General features: G+C 61.5%; 3 protein-coding genes. All 3 read right to left on the bottom strand.

Annotated elements, in window-relative coordinates; translation table 11 throughout:
* Window positions 1-145 precede the first annotated feature (145 nt).
* The gene (locus BFP95_RS24475) at window positions 146-2,863 is read right to left on the bottom strand and encodes a hypothetical protein (RefSeq protein WP_065910840.1); all 2,718 of its coding nucleotides are present in this window, start codon (window positions 2,861-2,863) and stop codon (window positions 146-148) included.
* A 174-nt stretch (window positions 2,864-3,037) separates the two neighbouring features.
* Window positions 3,038-5,740, bottom strand: a complete 2,703-nt coding sequence (locus BFP95_RS24470; protein ID WP_256534313.1) for a hypothetical protein — start codon at window positions 5,738-5,740, stop codon at window positions 3,038-3,040.
* Window positions 5,741-5,871: 131 nt separating this feature from the next.
* Window positions 5,872-18,753 (bottom strand): non-ribosomal peptide synthetase, encoded by a 12,882-nt coding sequence (locus tag BFP95_RS24460; RefSeq protein WP_065910838.1) that lies wholly within the window; start codon window positions 18,751-18,753, stop codon window positions 5,872-5,874.
* Window positions 18,754-18,763: the final 10 nt, after the last annotated feature.

The raw sequence follows: 18,763 nt of genomic DNA, 5'->3' as shown, positions 1-18,763 counted from the left end.
ACCCCCAATGTGAATCGAGTAATCAGCAACGAGCGCCTTCGCGGAATAATTGGGGAAGATTTTGGAACCGAGGTAAGTTACTCAACGGCCTTACGAAAAGGGCCTTCACACAGTGAAGGCCCTATCTTTACATCGTCTCGGAAAATCAGAGTGTTCCCTCAAACACCCTGATCCATGTCACATCAAAATCATTGGCGGGATCTATTCCCATCCTGCGATTATCAATGCCAAGCCTGGCCGTACTTGAATCAGCAACAAACTTGCCCTCCAGTAAAAACCAGTTTGTGCCAGGTTCGATTACTGGGGTTATGTCTTTCCCATTCACTGTGAGTGCCATGCGAGGCGGCAAGGGTAGGCCAACAGAATCGCGGATCCATGCATGGAACGTATAGGAGTTCCCCGGCTCCAGGTTGGTGAAAATCCTGAACAGTTTCTCACTTTGCGTTGCCGGGTTGGATGTATTCGTATATCCCCAGTCTACCAACCAATAACCCATCCCCGTTTCCCAAGGATAAGGACCGTACTTGAGCACCAGATCCCTGGGATCGGTGGCGCCCGCACCTCTCTGCCAACCATTCCACCCTTTCCTGTTTGGATCGAAGGGCGTTTGGTCAAGCAAGCGCTTGCGAAAGATCAACTTCAACGGTGGAAAAGGGATGGCCTCATCGATATTAGCGCTGCCATCCGCGGTCAGCCTGAATGTGAAGGTCAATTTAGCGCCGGTTTCGTATTTATCCAATTCGAGCCGTTTGAGTACACGCGACAAACTGTTGGTGACATCCGTTGCAGTAATCACCTCGGCGTCCATCACCTTAAAGGTATGGACCGATCCATCCCACAGCGGGCCCGAGCACTCCAGCCAGCCCCGTTGCCCGACCAGCATGAACCACCAGTCCGGCACGCCTATGCGAGCGTCCCCGGCAAACGTACGTAAATCCAGAATGCCGCCTTGGGTGGCGGGTGGCGTTGCCTGCTGCACTTCCGGCGTCGTCAGACGTACAGGCACGCTGAACTCCAGATCCAAATCCCCCGATGTCTGAAGCTTGCACGCACTGGTAACGGTGTAGTTGAGCGTCAGCGTCTTGCCAGCGGCATGAATCACTTCTTCGCGGGCAACGCTGAAGTCCACATAACCCGGATTGGAGTTGCCCGGTTTGGGGGGTAACGGCACATCAGTGCCATCTGATCGTTTCCAGTTCAACTGGATCTGATGCCTGCTGCTCATGTGTGGGTAGGCCACCCGGACGGTGACCCCGTCCCGCCCGTTGTAAATCGTCAGTTGATTGCCCACAGCTTCGCGCACTTCAGGCGGATTCAACGCAAAATCTACCTGATCGATACTGAAGGTCTGAACCGGAAATTCGAGGGCCGTCGCCAGATCGCAGTTGCCATCGAAGCTCACCGCCGCATGCAGCTCAAAGTCACTGCAATCTTCTAGTTTTTGCAGTTCAGCCCTGGGAATGGGGGCGTCGACGCCATTAGTCATCCAGCCTGCAGTCAGCGGCTCATCCATCAGGATGAAGAATTGGTAAGGGCTACCGCCCTCCAGGGTTCCGCTAATCCAAACCCAGACACATTGCCCGACAGCAGCGTAGTCCCAGATAGGCACCAGCACCGTTGCATCGTCGTCGAATGTCTTGAGGTCGAGGGTGTCACCCGTTGCTTGTTCGATACAGAGCTTGGTCAACTGAGGACCAAGCACCTGGATTACACACCCGGGAGAGTTCTGAGGCAGGTAATTGTTAAATTGAACGCTATAGATCAGTGTCAACGTTTGGCAGAACAGGGCTGCGAAGATCTCAGGGGCGACTTCGAATGAAAGACTTACATCGCCCAGCTTCACGTCCTGGCAACCGAGCGATAAGGGCCCATAATTCGGCCCCGAGGCTTGCATACAAACATGATCACCTTCGGTCATGCCTGGGTAGGTCACTAATGCATGGCCGCCCTGGGTGGTGTTGGCCGGGTTGACCTGCCAGTTACCCGGGGATATCTGCACCGCTTCCTGTAGACGAGGCGGATTCAAATCCAGCGCAGGATCGACGCGCAGCAGCACCGTAGAACGCTGGTGGAAATCCTGAGCGTTTCTAGGCAGCGAGTTCACATTCGACACCGGAGCCTCAGGGTGACAACCGTCCCAGATAACCCCCAGATGGCAGGTACAGGACGTGTAATCATCCAAGTGTGCTAACCATGGGCGCGACAAGAAGAACTCAAACACGTAGTCCTCATGCGCTTCCTCGTCAGTTACTACGTGATCAAAGGCTGCCCAGCAAAATTCAGGTGGTACATTTTGCTCATTACCGGCGACAACAACAAACAATCGCGAGCCCGCCCGAATCATCGGCCAGGCCTTGACCCGGATCGTTTCATTCCCCGTGAAATTGAACATGTTCAACCACAACGTGCCCCACTCCAATTCGGCATGCGCGAACCCAGGCATTGACGCACGCAGATCCTCTTCGCGGACGTCCTGAATCTCAAGCTCCAGTACCAGTGACTCTTTGTGTGCACCACCGACAACGGCCTCGTACCAGATCAGCACGGTATGCCCGATACAGGTACTGATCCATTGCCAGGGAATATCGGCTACATCACCGCTTGCGACACTGATCGGCGGGAACGTCGCGCAGCTCTGGCCTTTAATAGCGAAATGCACAATGACCTGCGCGCTCCCTGCGGGAAGCGCCAGTGTCGCGGTCGTACCTTGGGCTGCATCCAGAGGGTAAAGCAGACTATTGTTCGTAGCGTACTGGATGATTGCAAAGGGTAATTCAGCCGTGGCCACCTTGGTTGATGGGGCGGGCGCAACGCTCATAGCCTGAGCTGGGGAGGTTTTTTTAGAGATCGGTTTTTTAGCCACGATAAGACTCCTGTCCAACGTTAGATAACCGTCGAGGCTGGCCAGGCCAGCCAGAAACTTCGGTTATCTAACGCTCGGATGAGAAATCTTGGCTACTGTCAGATCTGACAGTTCTGCCGCCAACTCACGACTTCCCCGACCAACGGCAAACTCAAAATCTTCGACGTCATAACTTCAGTCTCGATAGCAGGCATGGAAGTTATCGATAAACGAATAGTCGCGCACAAGAATGGTCAACCAACTGATAGCCGTCCCCGGTTCTGTCACATGCTCGACCCAGAAACCTCCTCGCCAATCGTCAGGATAATCGACACTGGTTATGACCTTACCGCCTTCATCATAATAGACGACCGTCGCGGGTTGTTGTTTCCAGGCCCAGGCAAACTTGACGGACTCCAATGGCCGGACGAAGTCAATTCGGTGCAGTTGTGGCGGAACTTGATTGTCGACGTTTTCACACATGACAAAGTGCTTGCCCGAATAGAACTCATCATTAGCGTACGTGACTATACCCGCCACACCAGAGCCCGACGCAAAGGTGATCTTCATCAAAGAAGTCTGCACACTCCCACCCACGCCAAAAGTACCCAGCGGCAGTGATTCGAAACGCTCGATGCCACAAATCAAAGGTCGCTTGATAGTCAGCTTCAGCGCTGGGAAAATGGTCGCACCGCTCTCATGCTCGCTGCCATCGGATGCGACAAGACAGGTGACGGTCAGAGAGGAATCGTGTTTCAACCCATCCAGCTCTGCTCGGATCAAAGGTGCTGCCAGCCCGTTCAGGACCTCGTCGTGCGTGAGCCGTCTGCCTTGCACCGCGTAGAACGTGCGGGGGCTCCCGTCCTTATTTGTGCCGGTGCATTTCAACCAGGCGTGGTGTCCCGCCAGAGCGAACCACCAGGCCGAAACGGTGATTGATGCATCGCCAGGAAAGGAGGCCAAATCCAGAATGCCACCCTGCGTCGCAGGCGGCGTAGCTTGAGGCACTACCGGCGTCGGCAGGCACACAGGCACACTGATCTCCAACTCAAGATCCGGCGACGTCGCGTGCTTGCAACGGCTAACGACACTGAAGCGGATCGGCACTGTTTTGCCAATCCCATGAATGACCGCTGCGCGAGGGATATGGAAGTCCACATAGCCCGCAACGGAGTCTCCCGGCTGGGGAGCTAACGCCAGGCAACCACCCGCTTGCTCCCAGCACAACGCGATGGTGTGGCGATCGCACATGCCGTCATAGGCCACTCTCACCGTCACGCCATCACGGCCATTCCAGACGGTCAATAAATTACCGACTGCCTCTCGCACCGAAGGCGCCACCAGCTCGAGGTCTTTCTGAACCATTTCCAATGACAACGGTAGGAATGCAATTGCGTCCTCCATCTGGGTCGAGCCGCTGAAGCTCACTGAAAAATGAATCTGGAATACCTGGCAGTCGGCCAGTTTTTCCAACTCATCCCGAATCAGTGCCGCACTCACGCCAGCGGTCACCCACTCGGGTTTTACGGTCTCAGCAGTGAGTATGTCCCAGTGAAATGGGCTGCCGTCTCCTAGTTCTCCCGTTATCCACAAACAAACGGTTTGCCCTAAGGCAATGTAATCCCAAATCGAAACCCTGACCGTAGCGTCACCGGGAAAAGTGTTGAGGCAAATCTTACCGCCGGTTTTTTCATCAACGTCTATACCGCTCAATCCGGTGGGTTCAAGCACCCGAGCCAGTAACTCCGACGAAGGCCACACACTGCCACGAAGGACGGTGTAAGACACCTTAATGGGTTTACCGAAGTTCGCACTGATGGCCGAAGCAGGCACGCCGAACAACAGGCTGGTCTCCCCCTGCTGCACGACCTGACACGCCAATACCGGAGTGCCTGGTCCCGGCGTACCTGCCAACTCTACACATACCTTATCACCGGGTTTAATGCCGTCGTACGCCACCACGACATGGGCCCCATTGACGGTATTCGCCGGGTTGATCAAATACCCTTTCCCCTCGACATACACGGCTTCCCGGATAGTCGGCGCATACAGCGTCAACTCCGGCTCACGCACTCGCAGGTTAGCCGTGGCTCGTCGAGACAACTGCGCGTTCCCCGGGAGCCGGGAAATTCGCGGGTCCTCAGGTGCGGTGGCCTCAACATCTGAGTAGATGATGCCCACCCCCGTGGTGACGGACGAATAATCGTCATTTTCAGCCAGCCACGCGCGCAGGATGCCCAACAGGAAACAGAAGCCACTCTGCGCCTCCTCTTCCGTCACGACATGATTTTCAAGAATCCAGAAGAAACGCGGCTGTGCATGGTGTTCATTGCCAACCGCTTCAAACCATATGCGCTGCCCGGCAGCGATAAAGGGCAAATCGCACAATTCGACGCCGGCATCGCCTGGAAAAGTGGCCATGTCCAGCCACCAGGAGCCGTCAACGAAGGACAGGTCGGTGAACCTGGGAACAGGCATGTCATCAGGCTTGATCACTTCAATGAAGAGTTCCAGCCGGAAGGACTCACCCGCCGCCGTCTTGTACCAAATGATCACGGTCCGGCCGATGCAATAGCCAATGACCCATGCGGGAACATTTACCTCGACATTGGGCGCTCCGGTGCCTTGGGTCATGGCGGTGAAAACGGGATTGGCTTCTTGGCCCTTGATCGCCACGCTCAGCGTAATTTGAGTGCCTGCGGGAATCGCTGACGGGCACGTTACCGTCGTCCCCGCCGTTGCATCTATCGGATACAACGTGTTGTTAGTCGTGGCGTTCTTTACAGTCGGCAACAGGTATTGGTTGGCTGGTTTTTTGGGAACGCCGGCCGAGCTGCCCCGGCCCGAAGCCGTTGTATTCGCTGAGCCTGTTGTGTTTGGTTTAGTCGGTTTAGCCACGATCGGCACTCCCATCCAAGGAAAGATAACCACCCGGCCCGCCTCTGCAGGCCAGGAAACAATGGTTATCTAAACCTCGTATGAGCCCACTTGCCTACTGTCAGAATTGACAGTTCTGACAAGCGACCCCATCAAAGCCCCTCCAATTCCGCCATCAAATCACTCAACCGATCCACCTTCTCCGCACTGATCTCATTCCCCGCCAACCCCTCAATATATTCAGCCAACTCCGCCACCGTGCTGCACTCAAACATCGCCCTTAGCGGTACATCGCGCTGCAATGTTTTCTGCACCCGCGAGGCAATCTGCGTCGCCAGCAACGAGTGCCCGCCCAGCTCAAAGAAGTTGTCCTGCACCCCTACCCGTTCGACTTTCAGCACCTCGGCCCAGATCGCGGCCAGGGTGGTTTCCAGTTCGTTGCGTGGCGCCAGGTAGTCCTGGTTGTGCAACTGGCCGATCTCCAGGGCCGGCAGGGCGTTGCGGTCGAGTTTGCCGTTGGCGTTGTGCGGCAGGCGGTCGAGCCAGAGCCAGTGCAGCGGCACCATGTATTCCGGCAGTTCGGCGCGCAGGCGTTGTTTGATGCGGTCCAGGCGTTCGCTTGGGTTGAGCGCTTCATCAGCTGCCACCAGGTAGCCAACCAAATGCTTACCGTTGACGCCTTCCTGCACACCCACCGCCGCGTCGCGTATTTCCGGTTGTTCGTGCAAGCGCGCTTCGATTTCGCCCAGTTCGATGCGGTAGCCGCGAATCTTCACTTGGTGGTCGACACGCCCGACGTACTCCAGCACGCCATCGCTGCGACGCCGCGCCAGGTCGCCGGTGCGGTACAGGCGCTCGCCCGGTGCGCCGAAGGGGTTGGGCACGAACACCGGGGCGGTGCGCAGCGGATCGCTGACGTAGCCGCGACCGACGCCAGTGCCGGCGACGCACAGCTCGCCCACAGCGCCTTGGGGCACCAACTCCAGCGCACCGTCCAACAGGTACAAACGGTTGTTGTCGGTGGGCGTACCAATCGGTAGGTAAGTACCGCGGGTAGACGCCAGGTCGACGCGGTAGAACGCCACGTCATCCGAGCATTCCGCCGGGCCATACGCGTTGACCAAGCCAATCTGCGGGTAGCGCAGCAGCCATTGGTGCGCCAGCTCCGGCGGCATCGCTTCACCGGTGGGTAGCATCCAGCGCAGGCCGTCCAGGCTGATACGGTCCTGGGCCAGCATGCCCTGGATCAGTGACGGCACGCTTTCCAGCACGGTGATGCCTTGGGCCTGGACATGCTCCAGCAGGCCCTGGGGATCATGCGCAATGGTATTCGGCACGATATCTACCCGTGCGCCGAACAGCGGTGCAGCGAGGAATTGCCACACGGAAATATCGAAGCTCTGCGAAGCGGTTTGCGCGATCACGTCCGCGTCGCTCAAGGCCAGGTACGGCACCTTGCTCAGTTGGTTATTGAGCATGCCGCGCTGCTCGACCATCACGCCCTTGGGCAGGCCGGTGGAGCCGGAGGTGTAGATCACGTAGGCGAGGTTGTCCGGGCCGCTGTAGATGCCGGGATTTTCGCCACGCGCCGGTATTTCTTCCCACACCAGCAACTGGCAGTCGAAACCGTCCAGCAACGCGATGGCCTGCTCGCGACAGGCCTCAGTGCACACCAGCAACGGCGTGCGGCTCAGGTCGATGATGCTGCGCAGACGCTGGCTCGGCAGGCCCGGGTCCAGCGGCAGGTAGCCGGCACCGCCCTTGAAGCTGCCGATGATCATGCCCAGCAAATCCAAGTTACGTTCGGCCAGCAAGGCAACCGGTTGATCCAGGCCGACGCCTGCTGCGATCAGCGCATGACCCAGACCGTTGCTGCGGCGGTTCAGTTCGTCATAGGTCCACTGCTGGTCGAGGCAACTGGCGGCGATGCGCTGCGGATGCGCGGCCACTTGTTCTTCGAACAACTCGATATAGCTGCGCTCCAGCGGATAGGCGTGTTCGCTCTGATTACAGCCGTCCACCAGGAACGCGCGCTCCTGCTCGCCGATCAGCGGCAGGTCGGCCATGTCGCCATGGAAGCCCTGCACCAGCGCCAGCAGCAAGCGCTTGAACTCGCCGAGGATGCCTTGCACGGTGGTTTCGTCGAAATAACGCTGGTCATAGGAGAGATGCAAACCGAGGTCATCACCCGGATAACACACAGCCGTCAGCGGGAAATTGGTGTGAGTGCGACCGGAGTCCGAGGTGGCATTCAGGCTTTGCGCGCGGTCCAGCACCGAGACTTCCACCGGGGCGTTTTCGAACACGAACAGGCTGTCGAACAGCGGCTGGCCCTTGGGCAATTCGCTGTATTCCTGGATCGTCACCAGCGGCAGGTATTCGTACTCGCGCAGCTGCATATTGCTGTCGAGCAGGCCACTCAACCACTGGCGCACGCTGCAGCGCTGGTCATCCTCGGGCAGTTTCACCCGCAGCGCGATGCTGTTGATGAACAGGCCGACCGTGCGTTGCATCTGCGGCATGTCCACCGGGCGTCCGGCCACGGTGACGCCGAACAGCACGTCGCGATCGCCGCTCAAACGGCGCAGTACCAGCGCCCATGCGGCCTGGGCAAACGTGTTGACGGTGAGTTGATGGGCCTGGGCCAGTTCACGCAGTTGCACACCGTCGCAGGCATCGAGGCGGGTGTAGCAATCGCCCACCACCATGCCGCCGCTGTGGCCCGCGTGTTCACGCAGGAACGGCCGGTCGCTCGGAATCGGCGTGGTGCGCTCGAAGCCTTGCAGGTTCTGCTGCCACCACTGGCGTGCCTCATTCAGGTTCTGGCGCTGCAGCCAGGCGATGTAGTCGCGGTAGCGCGGTGGCGTGGCCAGTTGCGCATCGCGGCCTTCGCCCAGGGCCATGTAGATCTCGAAGAAGTCGTTCATCAGCAACGACCGGCACCAGGCATCGATGAGGATGTGGTGGTTGCTCATCATGAACCAGTAACGCTCAGCACCGACGCGGATCAGGCGCAGGTGGAACGGCGCCTGCTCGAGCAGATCGAAACCGGCTTCGCGCTCTTGCTTGAGCAAGGCTTGAAGGCGCGGTTCCTGTTCGCTTTCCGGATCGTTGCTCCAGTCCAGATACTCAATCGGCGTGCTGCCCGGCTTATGGACCACTTGCAGCATGTCTTCGCCGACGTTCCAGCAGAACGAGGCGCGCAGGGCTTCGTGGCGGGCGATCACCGCTTGCCAGGCCTGGGCAAAACGCTCCGGGTCCAACGCGCTGTTGATGCGGTAACGGTCCTGCATGTAGTAGAGGCCGGTGCCCGGCTCCAGCAGGGTGTGCAGCAGCAGGCCCTCCTGCATCGGGGTCAGCGGGTAAACGTCTTCGATGGCACTGGCCGGAACCGGCAAGCTGTCGAGCTGTGACTGGGTCAAGTGCGCCAGCGGGAAGTCGGACGGTGTGAGGCCGCCGGCGGTGTCCTCAAGGCAATGCGCGACCAGGCTTCGCAGTTCGGCCAGATACGCATCGGCCAATTCGCGAATGGTCTGTTGATCGTGGCGCTCACGGCTGAAGGTCCAGCGCAGCACCAGCTCGCCGCCGTACACCTGGCTGTCCACGCTCAACTCGTTGGGCAACGGCGCATCCGGATCATGGGCCAGGCCCGCGGACTCATCCAGCGGGTGGAACAGTGCATCGGCGCCAAAGCTCTGGTCGAACTGGCCGAGGTAGTTGAAGGTGATCTGCGCGCTCGGCAGTGCAGCCATGGCGCGTTTGCACACGTCATCCGCCAGGTAGCGCAGCACGCCATAGCCCACACCTTTATGCGGCACGGCACGCAGTTGTTCCTTGATCGCCTTGATCGAATCGCCCTGTCCGGCTTGCGGGGTGAGGCGCAATGGATAGGCACTGGTGAACCAGCCGACACTGCGGGTCAGGTCGACCTCATCGAACAGGGCTTCGCGGCCGTGCCCTTCCAGCTGGATCAGCGCCGAAGCGTGACCACTCCAGCGGCACAACATGCGCGCCAACGCGGTCAGCAGCAAGTCGTTGACCTGGGTGCGGTAGGCGCTCGGGGCCTGTTGCAGCAACTGGAGGGTGTGCTCGGCATCCAGGCGCACGCTGACGGTGTCGGCGTCACGGTTGCGCAGCGAGCCTTGCGGGCGTGCCACAGGAAGTACGGCCTGCGGGCCGGCCAGTTGGTGCTGCCAGACGCTCAACTCTTCGCGCAGGGATTCGCTGCCGGCGTAGGCCTGCAAACGCGCGGCCCAATCACGTAGCGCACTGGTCTTGGCTGGCAGGCTGACGGATTGGCCGTCGCTCAGTTGGCGGTAAACGCTTTGCAAGTCTTCGAGCAATACACGCCATGACACGCCGTCCACCACCAAGTGATGGATCGCGATCAGCAGGCGTTGCTGGCCCTCGGGACCATCCACCAACAAAGCGCGCAACAGCGGGCCGTGCTCCAGGTCGAGGCTGCGATGGGTCTCGGTGAACAGTGCGGTACATTGCGCCATATCCCGTACTTGCGCCTGCATCAACACACCACCTTGCGGTACGGCGAGGTATTCGGCGTGCCATTGCGCCTCGCGCCGGGTGAAGCTCAGGCGCAGCGCGTCGTGGTGTTCCAGTACCGCCAGCAGCGCTTGCTCAAGGCGGTGCGGGTCAAGCAGTTGCAGCGGTTTGAGCAGCAGCGCCTGGTTCCAGTGCTGACGCTGCGGGATCTCGGTGTCGAAGAACCAATGCTGGATCGGCGTCAGGCCCGAGCTGCCCGTCAGCACGCCTTGCTCAGCGCTGATGTGCTCAGCGCGCGTGGCGACAGCGGCCAGGGTTTGCACGGTCTGGTGCTGGAACAGGTCGCGCGGGCTGAAGTGAATGCCCGCTTGCCGCGCACGGCTGACCACCTGGATCGACAGGATCGAGTCGCCGCCCAGTTCAAAGAAGTTATCGTCCAGGCCGACTTGCTGCACATTCAACACTGCGCACCAGATCGCCGCCAAGGTGCTTTCCAGCTCATTGCGGGGCGCTACGTACTGTTGGCGATTGGCCTCGGGGTCGGGCTGCGGCAAGGCACGGCGGTCGAGTTTGCCATTGGCGGTCAGCGGCATACTGTCCAGCACGATCAAGTGCGCGGGCACCATGTAGTCCGGCAGCTGCGCCTTGAGGTGGGCCTTGAGCGCGTCGCGCAACGCGCCGTGGTCTGCGTCGCTGACCAGGTACGCCACCAACTGTTTGCCGCTTGGCGAATCCAGCGCCAGCACCACCGCTTCGCGCACGCCATCGTGCTCCAGCAGGCGGGTTTCGATCTCGCCCAGTTCAATACGGAAACCGCGAATTTTTACTTGATGGTCGATGCGCCCCAGGTACTCCACCAGGCCATCGGCGCGCTGGCGCACCAGGTCGCCGGTGCGATATAGACGCCCGCCATGCGTGGCAAACGGATCCGCAACGAAGCGCTCCGCCGTCATGCCCGGGCGCTGGTGATAACCCTGGGCCAGACCGGCGCCGCCGACGTATAACTCGCCGGTCGAACCCTGCGGCACCAACGCCAGGTCGGCGTCGAGAATGTAGGCCACGCGCTCACCGATGATGCTGCCGATCGGCACGCTTGCGGCGCCCTCCTCCAACTGCTCGGGCGCAAGACTGGCCAGCGGCATCACCACGGTTTCGGTCGGGCCATAGGCGTTGAAGAACACCTCAGGCAGAAATGCGGCACGGATGCGCTGCAAGTGCTCGCCGGTCAGCGCTTCGCCACCGGTGATGCACATGCGCACCGGCAAGGTCTGCTGCTGGGTCGCCAACCACTGCGCCAACTGGCTGCCGTAGCTCGGTGTGAAGCCCAGGATGTTGATGCCATGGGTGCGGATCAATCCGCAGATTTCCTCGGCATCCCACTGGCCCTGGGCACGCAACACTACCTGGGCACCGCTGAGTAGCGGCACCAGCAGACGCTCGGTGGCGGCGTCGAAGTTGATCGAATAGAAGTGCAGCTCGCAGTCATCGGGACGCATGCCAAAGCGCTCGATCACCGCCGCGCAATGCATGGCGATTTCACCGTGGGACACCACCACGCCTTTCGGCTTGCCGGTGGAGCCGGAGGTGTAGATCAAATACGCCTGGTGTTGCGGCAGGCTGATAAACGGCAGCGCATCGCACGGGTAGTTGGCGAGCACCGGCAAGTCATCTTCCAGGCACCAGCATGCGACCGTCTCCGGCAACTTGCCGAGGGCTTCGAACATCGCCGCATCGCTGAGCAGCAGGCCGATGCCGCTGTCTTCGATCATGTAGTGCAGGCGGTCCAGCGGGTATTCCGGGTCCAGCGGCACATAGGCGCCACCGGCCTTGAGGATCGCCAGCAGGCCGATGACCATTTCCAGGGAACGCGGCAACGCCAGGCCGACGCGCACCTGCGGGCCGACGCCACGCTCACGCAGCATCCAGGCCAGGCGGTTGGCGCGGGCGTCCAGCTCGGCGTAGGTGAGCGTTTCACCAGCAAAGGTCAGGGCCGGGGCATCAGGGCGATGCATCGCCTGCTCGCTGAACAGTGGATGGATGCACTGGTCGAGACGGTGCTGACCTTGTTCAACGCCCAGGCTGTCTTGCACCACACGCTGTTCATCGGCGCTCAGCAACGGCAACTCGCTGAGGCGTTGCTGCGGATTGGCGATCAAGGCTTCCAGCAGATTGCGCCAATGGTCGGCCATGCGCGCAATACGCGGTTCGTCGAACAGGTCGGTGCTGTAGGTCAGGCAGCAACCCAGGCGATGGTCGAGGTCGGTGACTTCCAGGTTGAGGTCGAACTTGGTCGCGCGGGCATCGTTGGCCAGGTACTCGACGGTCATGCCGGCCAGTTGACGGCTTTGCTGGAATTCCCAGCGCTGCACGTTGCACATCACCTGGAACAGGGGGTTGTACGCCGCACTACGCGGCGGTTGCAGGGCTTCCACCAGGTGGTCGAACGGCAGGTCTTGATGGGACTGGCCTTCGATCACCGTGTGGCGCACGTGCTCGAACAGTTCAGCGACGTTCATCTGCCCATTGAGCTGGCAACGCAGCACCTGGGTGTTGAGGAACGCGCCAATCAGCCCTTCGCTTTCCGGGCGAATACGGTTGGCGACGGGGGCGCCGATGCGCAGGTCGGTCTGGCCGCTGTAACGGTAGAGCAACACGGCCAGGGTGGCGGTCATGGTCATGAACAGGGTCAGGCCGCGCTCGGCATTGAAGGTACGCACGCGGGCGGCCAGGTCATCGCTGAGGTCGAAGCGGTACAGCTCGCCCTGATGGCTTTGCACCGGTGGGCGTGGGCGGTCGCCGGGCAGTTCCAGCAGCGGATGTTCAGTGCCCAGTTGCGCGGTCCAGTAGTCGAGTTGGCGCTGACGCTCGCCGGACTCCAGCCACTGACGCTGCCACACGCTGTAATCCAGGTATTGAACCGGCAACGGCGCCAGCGGCGATTCGCGCTCGTCGATAAAGGCTTCGTACAGCGCGCTGAGTTCACGGGCAAAGATGTCCATGGCCCAGCCTTCGGTGACGATGTGGTGCAGGGTCAGCACCAGGTAGTGTTCCTGTTCGCCGGCCTTGACCAGGCAGGCACGCAGCAACGGCCCGGTTTCCAGGTTGAACGGCGTGTGCGCTTCATGATCAGCCAACTGCTGCAGACGCTGCTGGCGCTCGGTTTCGTTCAGGCCTGAGAAATCCTGCCAATCCATGCGCAAGCCGGTCTGCGGCGAGACCTTTTGATAGGCCACGCCGTCGATGCTCGGGAAGGTGGTGCGCAGGGTTTCGTGACGCATGATCAAGGCCTGCAACGCTGCCTCGAAACGCCCCACATCGAGCACGCCACGCAAGCGCGCCATGCCGCCGACGTTGTAGGCCGGGCTGTCCGGTTCCATCTGCCACAGGAACCACATGCGCTGCTGGGAATAGGACAACGGCACCGGCTGGCTGCGATCGACCTTAGCGATAGCCGTCTGCTGGTTGCGTAGGCCCGACGCCTGGATCAGGCCGACCTGCTCGGCAAAAGCGCCCAGCTCACTGGCTTCAAACAAGGTGCGTAACGGCAGCTCGACGTCACACGCTTGGCGGGTACGGGAGATGATCTGCGTGGCCAGCAACGAGTGGCCGCCGAGGGCGAAGAAGTCATCGCGCAGGCCGATTTTTGGCAGGCCGAGGACTTCGCGCCAGATGGCGGCGATCTGCTGTTGCAGTGGGGTTTCGGGCTCAATGTGTTCGCGGGTTTGCCACACCGGCTCAGGCAACGCGCGACGGTCCAGCTTGCCGCTGGGGCTCAGGGGCATGGCGTCCAGGCGCATCAGCAGCGCGGGCACCATGTACTCCGGCAGCTCGGCGGCCAGGGCAATTTTGACCTGCTGTTCATCCCGTTCGCCGTGGGCGGTGTAGTAGCCGATCAACTGCGCGTCACGCACCAGCACCACGGCTTGGGCGATGCCGTCCAGGGCCAGCATGCGCGCTTCGATTTCTTCCGGCTCCACGCGGAAACCGCGCAGCTTGACCTGCTGGTCGAGACGGCCCAGGTACTCAAGCACACCATCGGCACTCCAACGGGCACGGTCACCGGTGCGATAAAGTCGCGCACCCGAGTGGTCGGCGACAAAGCGCTCAGCCGTCAACCCGGCGCGCCCCAGATAACCCCGGGCCAGGCCGATACCGCCGATGCACAGTTCACCCGGCACACCCCGCGGCACGGGGTTGAGCTGATCGTCCAGCACGCGGCAGATCACATTCCCCAGCGGGCGGCCAATCGGCGAGCGCTCGCCGTCCTCCGCGCGGCAGTGCCAGTGGGTCACGTTGATCGCGGTTTCGGTCGGGCCATAACGGTTGTGCAGCTGCACCGCCGGCAACTGCGCCAGGACGCGGTTGCGCAGTTCGGCGGGCAAGGCTTCGCCACCGGAAAACAGGCGACGCAGGCTGGTGCATTCGGCGGCCAGCGGTTCGTCGATGAACAGCTGCAGCAGCGGCGGCACAAAGTGCAACGTGGTCACGCCGTGTTCCTGCACCAACTGCGCGATACGGTGCGGGTCGCGATGCTCGCCAGGGCCGGCCAGCACCAGGCGGCAACCGGTGATCAGCGGCCAGAAACATTCCCACACCGACACGTCGAAACTGATCGGTGCCTTTTGCATCAGCACATCGGTGTCATTCAGTTGATAGGTGGCCTGCATCCACTGCAAGCGTTCGGCCAGGGCCGCATGGGTATTGCCCACGCCTTTGGGCTGGCCGGTGGAACCGGAGGTGTAGATCACGTAAGCGAGGTTATCGCCGTGCAGGTGCAGGCCGGGCGGCTGGGTCGGCCAGCTGTCGAGGTGCAGGCTGTCCATCGCAATCACGCAAACGCCGCAGGCAACTGGCACGTGGTCCAGCAACGCGGTCTGGGTCAGCAGCAGATGCACGCCGCTGTCCTCCAGCATGTAGGCCAGGCGCTCGGCGGGGTAATCCGGGTCCAGCGGCACGTAGGCGCCACCGGCCTTGATGATCGCCAGCAGGCCGATCAGCAGTTGCGGCGAACGCTCGGCGGCGATCGCCACGCACACATCCGGGCCGACACCCTTGTCGCGCAGATAGTGAGCCAGGCGATTGGCCTGGGTGTGCAATTGCGCGAAGGTCAGGCTGCTGCCCTCCCAGACCAGTGCGGGGCTGTCCGAGGTGTGCCTGTTGAGCAGCTCCGGCAGCCATTGCTGGGCGGGCGCGCACGGCGCTTCACTCCACGGTTGCTGCTCGTCTTCCTGCATCAGCTTGAGATCGCCGATGGCTTGCTGCGGCTGGTCACACGCGCCTTGCAACAGGTTGATGAAGTGCTCGGCCAGGCGCTGGATGGTCGCGCTGTCAAACAATTCGTCGGCGTAGTCGAACGACAGGCTCAGGCGCCCGTTACGGTCTTCTTCGCTGTGCAGTTGCAGGTCGAACTTGGCTTCGCGGCTGTGCCATGGCAGCTCGTCGGCGAGCATGCCCGGCAGACGGCGCAAGGCGCTGAGGTCGCGTTGCTGGTGGTTGAACATGACCTGGAACAGACCCTGTTCGCGCGCTTGCGGGAAGGCTTCCAGCAGTTGTTCGAACGGCAGGTCCTGATGGGCCTGGGCGCCCAACGCAGCCTGGCGAGTCGCGGCCAACAGGTCGTTGAACGGCAGACGCCCGTCCAGCTCGGCACGCATGACCTGCGTGTTGATGAAAAAGCCGACCAGGCCTTGGGTTTCCTGGCGCGGACGGTTGGCGTTGGGCACGCCGATGCGAATGTCACGCTGACCGCTGTAGCGGTAGAGCAGGCTCTGGAATGCTGCCAGTAACAACATGAACGGGGTGGATTGGTTGGCCTGGGCGGTCTGGCGGATCGCTTCGCTGAGGTGCACGCTAGTTCGTACGGTATGACGCGAAGCGCTGTTCCGGTGTTGCGCCGAGCGCGGGTGGTCGGTTGCCAGGCTCAGGGTTGGATGTTCTTCACCGAGTTGCGCTTTCCAGTACGCCAATTGGCGCTGGCCTTCGCCTTCGGCCAGCCATTGGCGCTGCCAGCTACCGTAGTCGGCGTATTGCAGGGCCAGCGGCGGCAGCTCAAGGGTTTCGCCCTGGGTTGCGGCGGCGTACAGGCATGAGAATTCGTCGATGAGGATATTCAGCGACCAGCCATCAGCGATGATGTGGTGCAGCGTCACCAGCAACTGGTGATCTTCATCGTCCAGGCGCACCAGGGTCACCCACAGCAGCGGGCCTTTTTCCAGGTCGAACTGGGTGCGCGCTTCGTCTTCGCGAATCTGTTGCGCGCGGGTTTCACGCTCGGCCACGGGCAGGTCGCTGAGGTCGATGAATTGGAGCTCGAAATCCGCCTTGGCATCGACGCGCTGGAAGGCCTGGCCGTCGCGTTCGTAGAAGCGGGTGCGCAGGGCTTCGTGGCACTGGACCAGGTGTTGGAAGCTCAAGCGCACGGCGTCTTCATCCAGCTGGCCGCGCAGGCGCAGGGCGCCGGGGATGGTGTAGGCGCTGCTGTGTGGGTCCAGTTGCCAGGTGATCCACAGGCGGTTTTGCGCCAGGGATTGGGGCAGGTCTTCCTGGCGTGACAGGCTATGGATGGCGCCTTGGGCGACGCCGCCGTCCTGCTCCAACTGCGCAACATTGGCGGCAAAGCCTTCCAGGGTTGGCGCTTCGAACAACATGCGCAGGTTCAGCTCCAGGCCCAGTGTTTCACGCAGGCGCGCGACCACCTGGGTGGCGGTGATGGAGTTGCCGCCGAGCAGGAAGAAATGGTCATCGGCCGCGACCGTCGCGACGTGCAGTTGCTCGCACCAGATCGCGGCGATCTGGTTTTGCAGTTCGCAGCCCAACGCTGCATCGCTGACCTGCACGTGCAGATCAGGGAACTGCGCATAGCTGTCGAGGCTGCCATCGACATACCGCAGCGCACACGCTGCACGTTGCACCTTGCCGCTGGAGGTCTTCGGCAAGGCACCCGGGTTGAGCAGCACCACCACGCTCGGCGCCTCCTGATACGCCTCGGCGACGGCTTGGCGGATCGCCTTGATCAGCGCATCGGGCGGCAGGATTTTCTGCACGCTGCGGCTGATTTCGGCGGCAATGCCGATACCTTCCAGGCCCTGGTCATTCACTGCGAATGCCGCGACCCGGCCTTTGCGCACCACTTCCACTTCGCGCTCGATGGTCTGCTCGATGTCCTGCGGGTACAGGTTATGACCGCGCACGATCAGCAGGTCTTTCAGGCGGCCGGTGATGTACACCTCACCGTCGCGGATAAAACCCAGGTCGCCGGTGCGCAGCCAGGTACGGCCAGCGTGTCGCACAAAGGTCTTGGCGGTGGCTTCGGGGTTGCGCCAGTAGCCGTGGGCGATGCTCGGCCCGGTGGCCCAGAGCTCGCCGACGTTATTCTCGGCCAGTTCGGTGAGGGTGTGCGGGTCGGCGATCAGCACCGCGTGTTCGGGTTGGCTGGTGCCGCAACTCATGATCGCACTGCCCTGCCCCGGCTCGGCACGGTTGGCAGCCAATGCCTGCTCGTCGACGCGCAGCGCCGGGATGCCATGGCCGCGAATGCCACCAGCGACAAACAGGGTCGCTTCAGCCAGGCCGTAGGACGCGAAGAAATTATTCGGGGTAAAACCGCAGGCAGCGAACTTCTCGGCGAAGCGTTCCAGGGTGTCGAGGCGGATCGGTTCGGAGCCGGAATAGGCCACGCGCCACTGGCTCAAGTCCAGGCGCTCCAACGCCGACTCGCTGACCCTTTCGCTGCACAGGCGATAGGCGAAATCCGGGCCGCCGCTGATGGTACCGCCGTATTCGCTGATCGCTTCCAGCCAGCGCAATGGCCGACCGAGGAAGTACGCCGGCGACATCAACACGCAGGGCACGCCGCTGAAGATTGGTTGCAGCAGGCCGCCGATCAGGCCCATGTCGTGGTACAGCGGCAGCCAGCTGACGATCACGTCATCCGGGTTAAGGTCGATGCCAAAGCCGCGACGGATCAGCACTTCGTTGGCCACCAGGTTGCCATGGCTGACTTGCACGCCCTTGGGCAATGCGGTGGAGCCGGAGGTGTATTGCAGGAATGCGATGTCGTCGGGGTGCAGGTCGGGGGCGATCCAAGTGCCGGCACTCTCCAGAGTATCGACGCTCAATACCATTGGGGCGTTTTCGATCTGCGCCAGGCCATCGGCAAGGCTCGCGACGGTCAGCAGCAGGCGCGGCTCGGCATCGCTGATGATCGACAGCAGGCGTTCCTGGTGGTGGCGACGGGTCGACTCCGGCGGGTAAGCCGGCACCGCAATGACCCCGGCGTACAGGCAACCAAAGAACGCCGCGACGTAATCCGGGCCGCTGGGGAACAACAGCACCGCACGGTCGCCCAGGTCCGCATTGGCTTGCAAGGCAGCGGCGATGCTGCGGGCGCGCAGGTCCAGGTCGCGGTAACTGAGCACAACGCCGTGCTCGGCCGACTCAGCGAGGAAGCGCAGAGCGACCTGGTCAGGCGTCTGCACGGCGCGACGTTGAAGGGACTGGACCAGCGTTTGGGGAAGTTCGAAGGCGTCCATCATGGGGTTCCTG

It is taken from the genome of Pseudomonas sp. 58 R 12 (assembly GCF_900005865.1).
GTDB lineage: Bacteria > Pseudomonadota > Gammaproteobacteria > Pseudomonadales > Pseudomonadaceae > Aquipseudomonas > Aquipseudomonas tritici.
The sequence above is the reverse complement of the archived record's forward strand: the minus strand, read 5'-3'. Positions and strand labels throughout refer to the sequence as shown.

What these genes read in the sequence shown, in the direction of transcription:
- BFP95_RS24460 (WP_065910838.1), bottom strand. Translation starts at nt 18,753, where the DNA reads ATGATGGACGCCTTCGAACTTCCCCAAACGCTGGTCCAGTCCCTTCAA.